This is a genomic window from Sorangium sp. So ce381 (assembly GCF_051473845.1).
GTDB classification, from domain to species: Bacteria; Myxococcota_A; Polyangia; order Polyangiales; family Polyangiaceae; genus Sorangium; species Sorangium atrum.
In genome coordinates this window covers 9,794,090-9,807,927 of the sequence record NZ_CP150336.1, presented here as the reverse complement: position 1 = coordinate 9,807,927, position 13,838 = coordinate 9,794,090, and the positions used below count along the sequence as shown (strand labels likewise).

Here is a 13,838-nt window from a genome sequence, read left to right as displayed (position 1 = left end):
AGGACGATTTAAAAGCAAAGCTCGACGGCTACACGTAATGCCGCACAGCCGGGCCAGGCGCCGGCCAGCTTGCAGCAACGCGTGCTGCCCTCTTATGCGGGGTTGCGCTGCTGTGCCTGGCGCGTCACCGAGCTCGCCGCGCTCAAGGGCCTGTCGCGCGGCCGAGGGAGCGACCGTCGCCGTCGGCGTCGATCCAGAGCGGCGCCGTCATCGCGAACGGCAGGATCTCGCCCGGGTCCCCCGCGAGCACCGGCTGGAGCGGCCGCCGCCCCCGGACGATCGCGACGACGAAGGTGTCCTCGGCTACGGAGATCGCGCCGTGCGCGCTCTGCCCGGGCCCGCGGTCGCCGCGCGCCGCGCCGGCGTCGGGCCGTGGCGGTCGTCGCCCGCCGCCGGCTCCGAGGACGACGGGGATCGCGATCTCGTCGAGGAGCGCGCCCGCGGGCGTGGTGCGCGCGCCTTCCAGCGGGATCGGCGCGCCGCTCGCGACGCCGCCGACGAGCACCTGGAGCTCGCGCGCGTCGACCCACGGGGCGCGCTCGACGCGGATCGAGAGCGACAGCGGCCCGCCGCGGGACCCGCGCCGCGCCGAGGCGACGCCGCCCTGGCGGGTGTCGCCGAGGCGCATCGTGACGAACGGCCCGTTCGTGATCACCACGTCGCGCCGGCGCCGCAGGCCCGCGACGAGATCGGCCGCGTCGAGCCGGCCCGGATCATCGTCGGCCACGGCGACGTAGGTGCGCGGATAACCCGACTCCGCGCCGTGCAGCCCGTGGCTGTCGCTGGTCGCCGTCGGCGTGACCGGGTGGGACGCGCGGAGCAACGCCCAGAGCTCCTCGAGCGCGCGGTCCCGCGCGGCCGCGTCGCGCCCGGTCCAGACCTCGACGGCGTCGGCGCCGTCCCCGACGATCTGCGCGAGCAGGCTCGGGCCCTGATCGGGCGCGACCTGCGGCGCTCCGGAGCCGTGCAGCGGTGAGCCGCCGCCGTGCTGCCGGCTCACCTGGACGACGCGCTCGCCGGGCAGCGCGCGCACCTCGCGGAGGATCTCGCTCGCGGTCTCGTCGACCCACCGCAGCGCGCCCTCGCGGGGCGCGGCCGCCTCGCTGCCGAGCGGGAACACGCCGAGGCTCCCGAGCCCGGCGCCGCTCCGGCCGCTCGTCAGCTCCACGCCCGGGAGCATGCGCAGCCGCGTCTCGAGCCGCAGGGCGGCGACGTCCGGCTGGAGATCCGAGGCGAGGTTGTGCTCGCTCGCCACCGCGCACTCCACGCCCTCCGCCGCGCTCCAGAGGAGCCGCAGGGCCGAGGAGACGCCCGCGTCGGCGCTCCGCGCCGTGTGCTGCCGGAGGTCGCAGGCGATGTAGCCCGACGTGTCGACCACCCGCTCCAGCGTGAGATCGAGCCGCGACGTACCGCCGTCCGCGACGTCGACCATCGCCTCGGCGAGCGCGTACTCGGGGCCATGCGATGCGACGACGCGGACTCGCCCGGGAGGCAGGGAGACATCGAGCTCGCCCATGAGCGCGAGCCGGGGCGGCGAGAGGGCCTTGCCGGTCGCCGCGTCGAAGAGGCTGATCTTCGCCGGCGCGAGCGGACCGAGGGGATCGGGGGCGGCGGCGGGCGCCGAGGCGCCGCCCTCGCGCACCCCGAGGTAGAGCCGGCCGGCGCCGGAGAGCGTGAGCCGCGCGGGGGCCATCTCGCCTGCGCGGATCCGGATCCGCGCGCTCCCCAGCGCGCGGCGGCCGCTCCCTTCGAAGCCGACGAGGTAGAGGCCGGGCGGCGCCTCGGCGGCGAGCGGCGCGCCATCGCCGGTCCGCAACCACAGATCGAGCGCGGCGGCGGGCGGCGCGGCGCCGTCCTCGGCGATCGGCGTCAGCGTCACCTTGCCGGCGAGGGGCGGGAGCGGCGCGCCGCGCCCGTCCACGAGCTCGAGCGCGACGCCGCCGGGCGCGCCGCCGCCCAGAAAGAAGAGCTCCGTCTCGAGGGCGAGCGAGTCGCCGCGCGGCGCGACCGCGAGGATCCGCTGGTACGCGGCGCGCCCGCCGGGCGGCAGCGCGGCCTGCCGGGCGAACGTCACGTCGCTGAAGCCCTCGCCGCTCCGCGCGCGGACAGTCGCGCCGTCCACCGGGGCGAGCGCGTACGCGACGCCGGTCCCGACGCCGGCCAGGTACGGCGCCTCGATCTCGCCGCGGAGCCCCGGCGCCATCCCGGGCGCGACGTGCCCCGCCGCGCCCCAGTGGACGACGTCGCCGAGGTCGAGCGCCTCGACAGGGCGGTCGCCGTCGTTCTGGAGCGACGTCGTGATCATCACCGCCCGGTCGCCCGGCCGGAGCGTGTAGCGGGTGGTGACGGAGAGCGCGCCGCCGGCGAGATCGCGCCCGCGCACCTCGCCGCGCGCCTCGATCCAGGCGGCGCCGTCCTCGCCGCCGCCCGTGGTGATGTCGCGGTAGATCACCTGCCGCGGCGGCGCGCCGAGCCGCGTGACGATCTGCCCGAGCTCGTCGCGGCGCGCCCGCGCGTCCGCGGCGTCGACGAGGTTGCCGCCGCTCTCGGCGAGGCCAGCCCCGGGGCCGAGCTGATCGACGACCACGGCGATCGCGTCGTTCTCGAGCACGTAGTCGCCGGGCCGCCCCGCCGCGAGCGGACCGGAGAGCGCGTCCGCGGGCCCCGTGATCCGCCGGACGCGCGCCGGCTGCGCGGCGCTGCCGTCCCTCGGGCAGAGATCGCCCTGCTCCGCGCCGCCTCGCCCCCACCGGCAGAGCATGCCGAGGCGCTCGACGGCGCCGGAGGACACGACGACGCTGCCGCCCTGCACGGGCGGCGCGCAGGTCGCGGAGGCGAGCGCGAGCGCGCAGAGGCTCGCCGAGCGGAGGGCGTGGCGCGCGGCGCGCCCCGCGCGCGCGGGGCTCCTGGGGGGGCGGGGGCTCTCGGGCGAGCGGGTCATCGGTCCTCTTCCGATGCGCGGCCGCGGCGCGGCTTGGGTCTTCGTCTTCCGATGCGCGGCCGCGGCGCAGATTGGGTCAGGAGCGCTCGGTGGCGAGGACGAAGAGGGAGGCCAGCCCCAGGCCGACGCCGAGCGCGCGGCGGGCGGTGAACTCCTCGCCGAAGAGCAGCGGCGCGAAGAGCGCGGCGATCGCGATGCCGCCGGCGAACACGATCGGCCCCGTCGCGGTCACCGGACCGCCGATGCGGAGCGCCATGAAGGTGAGCGTCGCGACGCCACCGATGCACAGGCCGGCGGCGCAGGCCCAGAGCACCCCCTGGGCCGACGGAGGCGCCTCCGCGCCAGGGCGGAGGAGGAGGAAGACGAGGATCCCGACGGCCGCCGTGCCCTCGACGCACAGCGCGCCAAGGGCGTCTCCGAGCCGCCCTGCCGCCGCGCGCAGCATCAGGTAGTGACCGGCCATGCAGAGCGCGGCGAGGAGGGCAGGGACGTACCAGGCGGACATGTCGTGGGTCGCAGCCTACTCGTCGTCGACCATCTCCGGGTAGTCGCCCGGCGCGAGGTTGTCGAACCGGGTGCACGAGGAGGTGAACCGCGTGAGCACCTTGCCCGTCGGCCCGTTGCGCTGCTTGGCGACGATGAGCTCGGCGATGCCTTTGTGGTTGGTCGTCTCCGCGTTGTAGTACTCGTCGCGGTAAATGAAGATGATGTTGTCGGCGTCCTGCTCGATCGCGCCCGACTCGCGGAGATCCGACAGCTGAGGGCGCTTGTCCTTGGTGGTCCGCGTCTCGACGGCGCGGTTCAGCTGGGAGAGCGCGATGACCGCCACCTTGAGCTCCTTCGCGAGCTGCTTGAGCCCGCGGGAGATCTCGCTGATCTCCTGCTCGCGGCTGCTCACGCCGTCCCGCCCCTTCATGAGCTGCAGGTAGTCGATGACGACGAGCCCGATGCGCCGCCCCGAGTTGCCGTCGCTGGGCGGCCGGTCGTACTCGGCCTGGATGCGCCGCACCTTGGCGCGCAGCTCGAGGAGGGAGATCGCCGGCGTGTCGTCGACCCAGACGGGCAGGGTGGACAGGAACGAGGCGGCCTCGGTCAGGCGGCGCCAGTCGTCGGGCTGCAGGAAGCCCTGGCGGAGCTTGCCGACGTCGACGCGGCCCTCGCTGCAGACCATACGTGTCGCGAGCTGCTCGCGGGGCATCTCGAGCGAGAAGACGCAGGCGCCGAAGCCGGGATCGTGCCGCTCGACGCCGTGCCCCGACTGGTCGGGCCCCGGGGAGCTCACCATGCGCGGCGACGCCACGTTCACCGCGAGGTTCAGGACGAACGACGTCTTGCCCATGCCGGGGCGGGCGGCGACGATCGTGAGGTCGCCGTCGTGCAAGCCGGCCGTCTTGGCGTCGAGCTTCTCGTACCCGGTCGAGATGCCGGTGATCCGGTCGCCGCGCTCGGCGGCGGCGGTGATCTGCTCGAACGCGGCCTTGAGCACCTGGGCGATCGGCTGGGTCGCCGTCCCCTGGGGCGTGCGGGCGAGCTGGTAGACCGCCTGCTCCGCGCCGTCGATGAACTCCTGCACCACCCCGACGTCGCCGTACCCCTCGGCCGCGACGCGCTGGCACGTGGCGATGAGCTGCCGCACGCGCCATTTCTCGTAGACGACGCGCGCGTGCGCCGCGACGTGCGCGACCGCGGGCGTCGCGTCCGCGAGCTGGGCGAGGTACGCCGCGCCGCCCACCTGGGCAAGGCGCTCCCGGTCGCGGAGCCACGACGCGACCGAGACGATGTCGATGGGCGTGCCGGCGGCCGCGAGCTCCTGCGCGGCCTCATAGACGCGGCTGTTCGCCTCGCTGTAGAAGTGGTCCGCTTTCAGGATCTCGAGCACCCGATCGAGCGCGTCGCGGTGCAGCAGGATGGCGGAGAGCACCGCTGCTTCGGCGTCGAGGTCGTGCGGCGGCACGCGTCCGGCGACGATGGGAGGCTCGATCCTCTGAGGCCGCTGGCCGCGGCGCTCCATCATTCTCATCATCCGTACTTCTCCTCCCCACCGATTCCCCCCATCCCGCCCCGAGCTTTTCCACAGGTGCCGAAATGGGCGACGCCCCGGAGGGGAAACGTTCCTCCGGGGCGTCGGGTGCAGGGTCGATTTCCGTCTACCAGAACATGGGCAGCCCTGAGAAGGGTTTCTGTTTGCATTGCAGTGAGCGTTCGTGCGGTGGGCATCCCAATGCAGGTTCCACGTCGAGGGGGCGCTCTTCCATGATCGGAGGCAGGCTCGGACGCTTTCGCGGTGGCCTCCTCGGCGGTCGCTGCCGAGGGGCCTCGGGGCGAGGCGCCGCCGCCGCCGGCGAGGTATGGAAATTGAGCAACCCCGGTCTCATCGCCATTTCTTTTCGCGCTTGACTCAGCTGCGATGACGCTTCGCACCTCGGCGTGAGCCATCGCGGGGAGCCGCCATTGTGGATCACAAAACACGCCATACAAGGATTGAGCCCGCCGAGGTGGTCTGCGTCGGTGAAGCGCTGTGGGATCTCTATGCGCCCGAAGGCATTCCGCTCGAGCAAGCGAAATTGCTGCGCCGTGTGCCGGGAGGGGGGGCGGTGAACACCGCGACGGCGCTCGTCCGGCTCGGCATACGGTCGGGGCTGTGCGCCGCGCTGGGCGATGACGCGATGGGGCGCGGGCTGAGGGACGAGGTCGCGGCGGCCGGCATCGACGTGGGACGGCTGTCGCTGAGCGCGGCGCGCACAGGCCTCATGCTCGTGGCGATCGAGCGCGGCGAGGCGCGCTTCGCGGGATACAGGCAGGGCGAGAGCGAGGCGCAGGCGCTCGCTGCAGCGATGCCCGAACGATGGCAGACCCGGGTCGTACACTTCACCGGGATCGCGCCGGTGCGCGGGGCGAGCGGCGCGCTCGCGCGGGCGGCCGCGAGCGCCCGCCGCGAAGGGTGCGCCGTCTCGGTCGACGTCAACGCGCGCCCGCGGATGTGGCCGCGCGCCGAGCGCGCCGCGTCCGTCCCCGGCGCGGGGGCCGGCGCCGCGCCGGCTTCCGACGCCGGCGCAGGCGTGCGCGGCTGCTTCCGGCTGTTCGGGCAGGCGGACCTCGTGAAGTGCAGCGCCGGCGACCTCGACGTGCTGGGGACGACGGCGCGCGGGCTCCGCGAGCATCTCCGCCCCGAGGCGACGCTGGTCGTCACCGACGGCGCGCGGGAGACGCTCCTGCTCGGCCCCGGGGGCGAGCGCGCCGTGGCGCCGCGCCCGGTGCGCCCGCACGATCCGACGGGCGCGGGCGACGCCTTCTGCGCCGGGATGCTGGCGAGCCTCGTCTGGGAGGGGCGAGCGCGGTGGGGGGACGCGGCGCTCATGCTGCGCGCGGTGGCGCGGGGGCACGACGTCGCGCGGGCGTGGGTCAGGCGGAAGCGCGGCTGAAGAGGGCGCGCCGGCGCAGCGGGAGAGGGAACTCGGCTGAAGAGGGCGCGCCGGCGCAGCGGGAGAGGGAGCGCGGCTGGAGGGGAAGCGCGGGGGCGCGGGTCGAGCCGCGCTCCCCGGCGCTGCGCTACTTGGCGGAGACCGTGACCTCGACCGACGCCGTGATGGACGGGGCGAGGCGGATCACGACGGGGTGGGCACCGAGCGACTTGATCGCGTCGGTCTCGATGCGGCGGCGGTCGACGCTGAAGCCCTGCGCGGCGAGCGCCTCTTCGATGTCGCGCGCCGTGACCGAGCCGTACAGCTTGTCGCCCTCGCCGACCGGGCGGCTGATCGTGAGCTTGACCTGGTTGAGCTTGGCCGCGAGCTGCTCCGCCTCGGAGCGCGTCTTGGCGGCGCGCGACTCGGCGACCCGCTTCTCGTGCTCGATGCGGGACACGTTCTCGGCGGTGGCGCCCACCGCGAGGCCGCGCGGGATGAGGTAGTTGCGCGCGAAGCCGGGGCGAACCTTCACGAGCTCGCCGCTCTTGCCGACGTTGTGGAGGTCCTCCGTGAGGACCACATGGATGTGGGTTGCCATGATCGACCTCCTACGCCGTGACGGTGAACGGCAAGAGCGCGATGTTGCGCGCGCGCTTGATCGAGAGGGTCACCTTGCGCTGGTGGCGCGCGCAGTTGCCGCTGATGCGGCGCGGGACGACCTTGCCGCGCTCCGAGATGAAGTACTTGAGCGCTTGCGGGTCCTTGTAATCGATGACCAGCGCCTTGTCCGCGCAGTAGCGGCAGACGCGCTTCCGGCCCGTGCGGCGGCGCCCCGGGGCGTCGGCGTTCAGGTCGGGCGTGCGCCCGAAGTCGCGATCGTCGTAGTCAGCGCCGCCGTTGCGGCCCATGTCACTGTTGCGGCCGTTCATAGCTCAGCTCTCCTCCTCGTCGGCGGCGCCTTCCGCCTCAGCCTCTTCGGCATCGTCGAGCTCGCCCGCCGGGGCCTGCTCGGAGCTCCGGTCGATGCGGCGCTCCGGCTCGATCAGGCCGAGCTGGCGCTCGCGCGAATCGTCGCGGTCGTCCTCGAGCGGCGCGAGCTCGAGGCGCTCGAACTTCACGTCCTCGTCGGCGATCGTGACGCCCTCGACCTCGACGTCGTTGCGCACGAGCACCGTCTGGTACTTCAGCACGCCGTCGGAGAGGCGCAGGTTGCGCTCGACCTCGGAGACGACCTTCCCGCCGCCGAGGTACTTCAGGTACACGTAAACGCCGCGGCGGTGCTTGGCGATGTCGTACGCGAGGCGGCGGCGTCCCCACGTCTCGACCTTGGTCAGCCGGCCCGACTCGCGTCCGACGACCTCGGCGAGGCGCGACCCGATCCGCTCGGCGCCGTCGGCGTCGATGTCGGGTCGCAGGATGTAGATCGTTTCGTACTCTCTGGCGCGCCCGGGCGCCGTTACCTGTCGGCTCATTCAGTCTTCCCTCTCGGCCAATGGCCCCGGGGCGGCGCCCCGGAGCGAGGAAAGGAACAGCCTGTCGAGCGACGCACCGGCGAGCTCGGCAGGCTGTTCCGTAGAGGATCAGGGCTTCTGCGTCGGGGGGAGGGGACCCTTCCCTTCCTTCGCGGCGGGGGCTGGATCCGTCGACCCATCCCCCTCGCCCTTCTGCCTCTTGCCCGGCTTGGGCCGGGTGTTTCGGACGTTCATCGCGGCGTCGAAGCCGCGGGCGGCGACTTCTAGCACACTTTGGACAGCTTGTTTCAAGCAGTCGGGCAGGCTCGCGCGCTCGACGGCGTCGAACCCCGACAGGACGTAATCCGCGACCTCGCCCCGGAAACCCGGCGGCGGCCGTCCTACCCCGAGGCGGACGCGCCCGAAGTCGCCCGTCCCGCCGTGGGAGATGATCGAGCGCAGCCCGTTGTGCCCCGCGTGCCCGCCGCCGACCTTGAGGCGAACCGTGCCGAACGGCAGGTCGAGCTCGTCGTGGAGCACGATCAGCTCGGAGGGCGCGACCTTGAAGAAGGCCATCGCCGGCTGCACGCTGCGCCCCGACTCGTTCATGTAGGTCATCGGCTTGAGCAGGATCGCCTGCTGTCCGGCGATCTCCGCCCGCGCGTGGACGCCCGAGAACTTCTCGCGGAACGGATCCGCCCGGACCTCGTCGGCCAGCGCGTCGATGGCCATGAAGCCGACGTTGTGCCGGTGAGCAGCGTATTCCTTGCCGGGGTTCCCCAGGCCGACCACGAGCAGCATGACGAGCTGGTTCTGCTGAGTCCCTGGAATCGGGCAGGTGAGGCAGGTGAGGCAGGCGGGGAGCGAGGCAGGGCGGGCCGCGCGCGCCTCGCGGTGCGGAGGCGCGAGGCGGCCCGCTCCCGGATTACTTCTTGTCCTTCTTGTCGCCGGCCGCGGGGGCCGCGCCCTTCGCGGGGGCAGCCGCGCCAGCGGCGGGCGCAGCGGCCGCGCCAGCGGCCGGCGCGCCGGCGGCGGGCTTCGCCTCTTCCTCGGGGCCAGCCTTCTCGGGCGCGTTGACGACGGCGATCGTCTGGTCGTCCGCGAGGAGCGTCTTCACGCCCTCCGGCAGCTTCAGCCCGCTGGCCTTGTACGAGTCGCCCAGGTCGAGCTCGGTCACGTCGATCTCGACGAACGACGGGATCTTCTCCGGCAGGCAGCGCACGGGGATCGTGCGGAAGATCTGCTGGAGCACGCCGCCGGTGACCACGCCCTTCGGCTTGCCAACGCAGCGGAAGGGGATCTGCACGTCGACGGGCTGGTCGAGCTTCACCTGGATGAAGTCGGCGTGGACGAGCTCCCGCGAGATGGGGTGGTAGTCGTAGTCGCGCACCATGACGGTGAGCGTCTGGCCGTTCTCGATGGCCAGCTCGACGACGGAGTTCTTGCCGTGGTCGGAGCCGAGCACCTGAAGGAGCGCCTTCGGCGAGATGGCGACCGACTGCGGCGCGAGCTCGCGCCCGTAGGCGATGGCGGGAATCTGTCCGGCGCGGCGCAGGCGGCTCGACGCGCTCTTGCCGCTATCCTCGCGCCTCGTGGCGTTGAGCTTGATGATGTCCATGACGACGGCTCCAGAAGTGATCCGGGTGTCCGCGGTGCGCGGTCCACCCCGGCGTAGGGTGCGGCGCTATAGCAGAACGGAGAAGAGAAAGTCGAGCCTTCGTCGCCGGAGGGCGCGTTTTGTGTCTTTTGAGGGTTCTGGCGAGGGGGCGCGGGCGACCTGCGTCGCCGGTGCGTCCCGCCGCCGAACGCGCGCGGCCGGTCAGACGAAGAGCGAGCTCACCGAGTCCGAGTGATGGATGCGGCGGATCGCCTCGGCGAGCAGCCGCGCCACCGAGACGACCTTGAATTTACCGGAGGCCCTCGCCTCGTCCGAGAGCGGGATCGAGTTCGTCACCACGACCTCGGTGAGGGGCGAGTCCTTGATGCGCTCGACCGCCGGGCCGGACAGGACCGGGTGCGTGGCGCAGGCGGCGACGCTCCTGGCGCCCTGCTTCATCAGGGCGTTGGCGGCGTTCACCAGGGTGCCGGCGGTGTCGATGAGGTCGTCGAGGATGAGGCAGTGCTTGCCGGCCACCTCGCCGATGATGTTCATGACCTCGCTCTCGTTCGCCCGCTCGCGGCGCTTGTCGATGATCGCGAGCGTGCCCTGGAGGCGCTTCGAGTAAGCGCGGGCCCGCTCCACGCCGCCCGCGTCCGGGGAGACGATGACCACGTCCTTGCCGTAGTGCTCGCGGAGGTGGTGCTCCAGCAGCGCCGGCATCGCGAACAGGTGGTCGAACGGGATGTTGAAGAACCCCTGGATCTGCCCGGCGTGCAGGTCGAGCGCGACGATCCGGTTCACCCCGGCGGCGACGATGAGGTCGGCGACGAGCTTCGAGGTGATCGGCGTCCGCGGCGCGACCTTCCGGTCCTGCCTGGCGTAGCCGTAGTAGGGGATGACCGCCGTGATGGAGCCGGCCGAGGCGCGGCGGAGCGCGTCGACCATGATCAGGAGCTCCATCACGCTGTCGTTGACCGGCGAGCAGGTGGGCTGAACGACGTAGGTGTCGACGCCTCGGACGTTCTCCTGGATGACGCAGAACGTCTCGCCGTCCGAGAAGCGCGACACGCGCGACTTCCCCATCGGTTGCTCCAGGACCTGACAGATTTCCTGGGTTAGCGGGAAATTGGCGTTGCCGGAGAAGATACTGACTCTCTTGAACACGGCGCGCCTCCAGCCCGTTTCGGGGAGCGCGGCTCTATCAGTCGAACATGGGCACGTCAAGCGACTCTGTACAGCGATCGCTTGGCTGTACGTGCGTATCGTGACCGGCGCCGCAGCTCTCACCTGCGTTCTCGCCTGCGTCCACCCGCATTTCGTTCGGCGCTGCTTCGGGTTAGGTAGCGGCCGTGGAGTATTTCGCTGCCGCCGCTTCCGGGCAGGGCGGGCGCGCCGCGGCCGGGCCGCGGGGCAGCCTGGTGATCATCGGCAATTTCGACGGCGTTCATCTGGGGCACCAGGCGCTGCTCGCCGACGCGGCGCTGGACGCGGAGCGGCGGGGGCTCGAGCCGGTGGCGCTCACGTTCGCCCCGCACCCCGCGAGCGTCCTCGGCCGCACGCCGCCGGCGACGCTGACGGCGCTGCCGCGCAAGATCGAGCTCATCCAGCGCGTGCAGCCGACGATCCGGGTCGACGCGGTGACGTTCGACCGCGCGTTCGCGGCCCAGACGCCGGAGGAGTTCGTGCGGCGCGTGCTGCTCGATCGGCTCGCGGCGCGCGTCGTCCTTGTCGGCGCGAACTTCCGGTTCGGCCGCGGGCGCGCCGGCGACTTCACGACGCTCGGGCGCCTCGGCGAGGATCTCGGCTTCGAGACGCGATCGCACCCGCTCGTCGGCGACGCCGAGGGGGCCTGGTCGAGCACCCGCGTCCGAGCGGCCCTCGCGCGCGGGGATCTCGAGTCGGCCGAGCGGATGCTGTCGCGCCCGCACATGCTGTCGGGCGTCGTCGCGCAGGGGGCAAGGCGGGGCCGGACGATCGGCTTCCCCACCTGCAACATCGACGAGATCGACGAGGCGCTCCCGCCGTTCGGCGTGTACGCGACGCTCGTCGATCGGGTGACCTCGTCGGGCCGCGCGATCGCGCTCGCGCGCGGCGTGGCCAACCTCGGCGTCCGGCCGACGGTCGAGGCGTCGGGGCAGGCGCGGCCGAACCTCGAGGTGCACCTCTTCGACGTCGACGAGGATCTCTACGGCGCGGCGCTGCGCGTGCACCTGATCGCCCGGCTGCGCGAGGAGCGGCGGTTCTCCGGGCTGCCGGAGCTCAAGGCGCAGATCGCGCGCGACGCCGAGGCGGCGCGGGCGCGGCTCGCGTCGATCAGCGCGGATCCGGCGGCGGAGGGGGCGTTTCGCTGAGCGGTCCGGCGAGGGTGAGCGAGCGTCGGATGTGGTAGCGTCGGCGGCGATGGAGCGCCGGGAGCTCGACGGGCTGACGCGGGAGGAGCTGGTAGCGCGCGCCGAGGGGCTCGGGGTGGCGCGGCCGCGCCTGCTCACGAAGGTCGAGCTCATCGACGAGATCGTGGCGCGCACCGCGCAGAGCGAGCCGGAGCGGGCCCGCCTCCGCGGCTTCCTCGGGCGGGCGCGCGATCTGCTCTCGCGCGTGGTCGAGCGGGGCTTGCACATGCCGGAGACCGCGCGCGCGCTGCGCGGCGAGGCGCCGCCGGAGCAGTGGCCGCCGCCCCCCCCGCCGCCGCCGCCGCGTTCCACCACGACGCTCGCCGAGATCTATGCGTCCCAGGGGCACACGGACCGCGCCATCGCGGTGCTCGACGAGATCCTCGCGCGAGCGCCGGAGGACGAGGATGCGCGGCGGCTCCGGGAGAGGCTCATCGAGCGCGCGCCGCGCGGGCAGGGGGCAGGCGCGGAAGCGCCGGGCGTGGACGCGGAGGATGCGGACGCGGAGGATGAGGATGCGGACGCGGAGGATGCGGATGCAGCCGCGGAGGATGCGGATGCAGCCGCGGAGGATGCGGACAGCGCCGCCGTGGAGGCTTCCCCTGCTCCGCTCGCGCGGGACGATGGCGCGACCGAGCCTCGCGGGGCCGCGATCGCGAGCGAGCACCAGGGGCAGCCCGGGCCCGCTGCCGGAGCGCCTGGCGACGTTCCGGTGCAGCTACCGCGAGATCCCTCGCCTGCAGGTGTCGAAGCGCCGGCGTCGCCCGTCGCCCCAGGGGTGGCGCTGGGTCTTGCGGCGGCCTTGCGCGACGAGCGCGCGGAGCTCCCGGCGCGGTATGACGTCGACGAGATCGTCGGTATCGCGGTCGATCACGAGACAATCTACCTCTACTGGGAAGTGCGACCCAGGACGCTCGCGCGAGCGCGGGCGCGTCGCCCGGAAGGGCAGCTCGCCATCCGCGTCGTCGCGGTGATGCCGAGCTGGGAGCGGCCCGTGGTCGAGCAGCGGGATCTCGCCATCGACGCGCTCTTCGGCGACATGTTCGTGCGCGACATCCCGTCCGGCGCGAACCTCCGTATGTGCACGGGCTGGCTCGCCGGCGAGGTGTTCGAGCCTTTCGCGGTCGGCCTCGAGGTCGCTGTGCCACGCGCGTTGCCGGCTTCGCCGAGGCCGTCCTCGGAGGAGCCTCCGGCCTCTGTGCCGGCGCTGACGGGTGAGACCTCGGAGGAGCGTCCGGCCTCTGTGCCGGCGCTGACGGGTGAGACCTCGGAGGAGCGTCCGGCCTCTGCGTCGGAACTGACAGGTGAGATCCCGCCGGGCAGCCCCGGTGCGTCGATGAACGTCGCGGAGCGGGACATCGAGGGCGACGTCGGCGATGCGGTATCCCCGGTGCTTGACGCGATCGCCGCGGGGACGGCATCCCTGTCGATTCCAGGTGCCAGCGGACAGCACGGCGAGCCTGTCGCCGCGATCGACGCGAGCGGAGGCTCGGTGACCACGGCGCTGCGGGCGTCGAGCGCGCAGGTCGCCAGCGATGACGCGGAGGTCGAGGCGGCCGCGGCGGCGGTCGCCACGAGCAGCGACGTGGAGCCCGCTGCGCCGGCCGCGACCAGCGACGTGGCCGCCGAGGCTGTCCGAGCGGCCGCGCCTCGCGACCTCGAGGCGGTCGCGCCTGGGCGCAGCGCGACGCTCGTCGCGGAGCCGACGCTCCCGTCGCCCGACCAGGCGCCGGCGCGCTTCGCCTCGGGAACGGCGCCGACGCCCGAGGCGATCGCGCAGGCGGTCGCGGCGACCCGCGGCGGTTCGAGCGAGCTGCTCCGAGGAAGCGGCGGGAGCGCCGGACCTCACGCCAGCGAGGCGCTCCGGCGCGCAAGCGCGGAGCGGGGCTTCTCCCCGGGCGGCGGGCCGCGCCTTGGCGCCGATCGGGGCCGATCCCCGGGCGGTGGAGCGGAGCTCTGGCGGAGCTTCACCACCCCGGCGCGCCCGCCATCCCGGGGCCGCTGAGCGAGCCGGTCGACCCGTCGAACGCAACTCGCGACGCGCGGCGGTCG

The 13,838-nt window shown here is 73.4% G+C and carries 12 protein-coding genes; 3 read left to right on the top strand and 9 right to left on the bottom strand.

Translation table 11 applies throughout. The features are described 5' to 3' along the window. Positions 1 to 142: 142 nt before the first annotated feature. From WMF29_RS36840 to dnaB, 3 genes are all read right to left on the bottom strand, one after another. A complete protein-coding gene (locus WMF29_RS36840) occupies positions 143 to 2,941 on the bottom strand; it encodes a CehA/McbA family metallohydrolase (protein WP_437324784.1) in 2,799 nt (932 codons plus the stop codon). Positions 2,942 to 3,017: 76 nt separating this feature from the next. Continuing rightward, a complete protein-coding gene (locus WMF29_RS36835; protein ID WP_437324783.1) occupies positions 3,018 to 3,446 on the bottom strand; it encodes a hypothetical protein in 429 nt (142 codons plus the stop codon). A 15-nt stretch (positions 3,447 to 3,461) separates the two neighbouring features. Further along, positions 3,462 to 4,964 carry a replicative DNA helicase gene (gene dnaB, locus WMF29_RS36830; RefSeq protein WP_437324782.1) on the bottom strand — a complete coding sequence of 501 codons (1,503 nt, stop codon included), beginning with the start codon at positions 4,962 to 4,964 and terminating at the stop codon, positions 3,462 to 3,464. Positions 4,965 to 5,394: 430 nt separating this feature from the next. Here dnaB and WMF29_RS36825 point away from each other — a divergent pair, with 430 nt between their 5' ends. After that, on the top strand, positions 5,395 to 6,363 hold the full coding sequence (locus tag WMF29_RS36825; RefSeq protein ID WP_437324781.1) for a PfkB family carbohydrate kinase: 969 nt from the start codon (positions 5,395 to 5,397) through the stop codon (positions 6,361 to 6,363). Positions 6,364 to 6,490: 127 nt separating this feature from the next. Here WMF29_RS36825 and rplI read toward each other — a convergent pair whose 3' ends face one another. From rplI to WMF29_RS36795, 6 genes are all read right to left on the bottom strand, one after another. Then, positions 6,491 to 6,943 (bottom strand): 50S ribosomal protein L9, encoded by a 453-nt coding sequence (gene rplI / locus WMF29_RS36820; RefSeq protein ID WP_437324780.1) that lies wholly within the window; start codon positions 6,941 to 6,943, stop codon positions 6,491 to 6,493. Positions 6,944 to 6,953: 10 nt separating this feature from the next. Next, complete coding sequence (gene rpsR, locus WMF29_RS36815; RefSeq protein WP_272104372.1) at positions 6,954 to 7,274, bottom strand: 30S ribosomal protein S18; 321 nt, start codon at positions 7,272 to 7,274, stop codon at positions 6,954 to 6,956. Positions 7,275 to 7,277: 3 nt separating this feature from the next. Next, on the bottom strand, positions 7,278 to 7,817 hold the full coding sequence (gene rpsF / locus WMF29_RS36810; protein ID WP_437324779.1) for a 30S ribosomal protein S6: 540 nt from the start codon (positions 7,815 to 7,817) through the stop codon (positions 7,278 to 7,280). A gap of 108 nt (positions 7,818 to 7,925) precedes the next feature. Next, complete coding sequence (gene pth, locus WMF29_RS36805) at positions 7,926 to 8,597, bottom strand: aminoacyl-tRNA hydrolase (RefSeq protein ID WP_437324778.1); 672 nt, start codon at positions 8,595 to 8,597, stop codon at positions 7,926 to 7,928. 124 nt (positions 8,598 to 8,721) lie between these two features. Beyond that, positions 8,722 to 9,414 (bottom strand): 50S ribosomal protein L25/general stress protein Ctc, encoded by a 693-nt coding sequence (locus WMF29_RS36800; RefSeq protein WP_437324777.1) that lies wholly within the window; start codon positions 9,412 to 9,414, stop codon positions 8,722 to 8,724. A gap of 201 nt (positions 9,415 to 9,615) precedes the next feature. Further along, positions 9,616 to 10,560: a ribose-phosphate pyrophosphokinase gene (locus tag WMF29_RS36795; protein WP_272104378.1), complete on the bottom strand. Its 945-nt coding sequence runs from the start codon at positions 10,558 to 10,560 to the stop codon at positions 9,616 to 9,618. Positions 10,561 to 10,745: 185 nt separating this feature from the next. Between WMF29_RS36795 and ribF the strand changes: the two genes are divergently transcribed. Continuing rightward, on the top strand, positions 10,746 to 11,747 hold the full coding sequence (gene ribF, locus WMF29_RS36790) for a riboflavin biosynthesis protein RibF (RefSeq protein ID WP_272104380.1): 1,002 nt from the start codon (positions 10,746 to 10,748) through the stop codon (positions 11,745 to 11,747). Positions 11,748 to 11,796: 49 nt separating this feature from the next. Further along, complete coding sequence (locus WMF29_RS36785; RefSeq protein ID WP_437324776.1) at positions 11,797 to 13,791, top strand: tetratricopeptide repeat protein; 1,995 nt, start codon at positions 11,797 to 11,799, stop codon at positions 13,789 to 13,791. Positions 13,792 to 13,838: the final 47 nt, after the last annotated feature.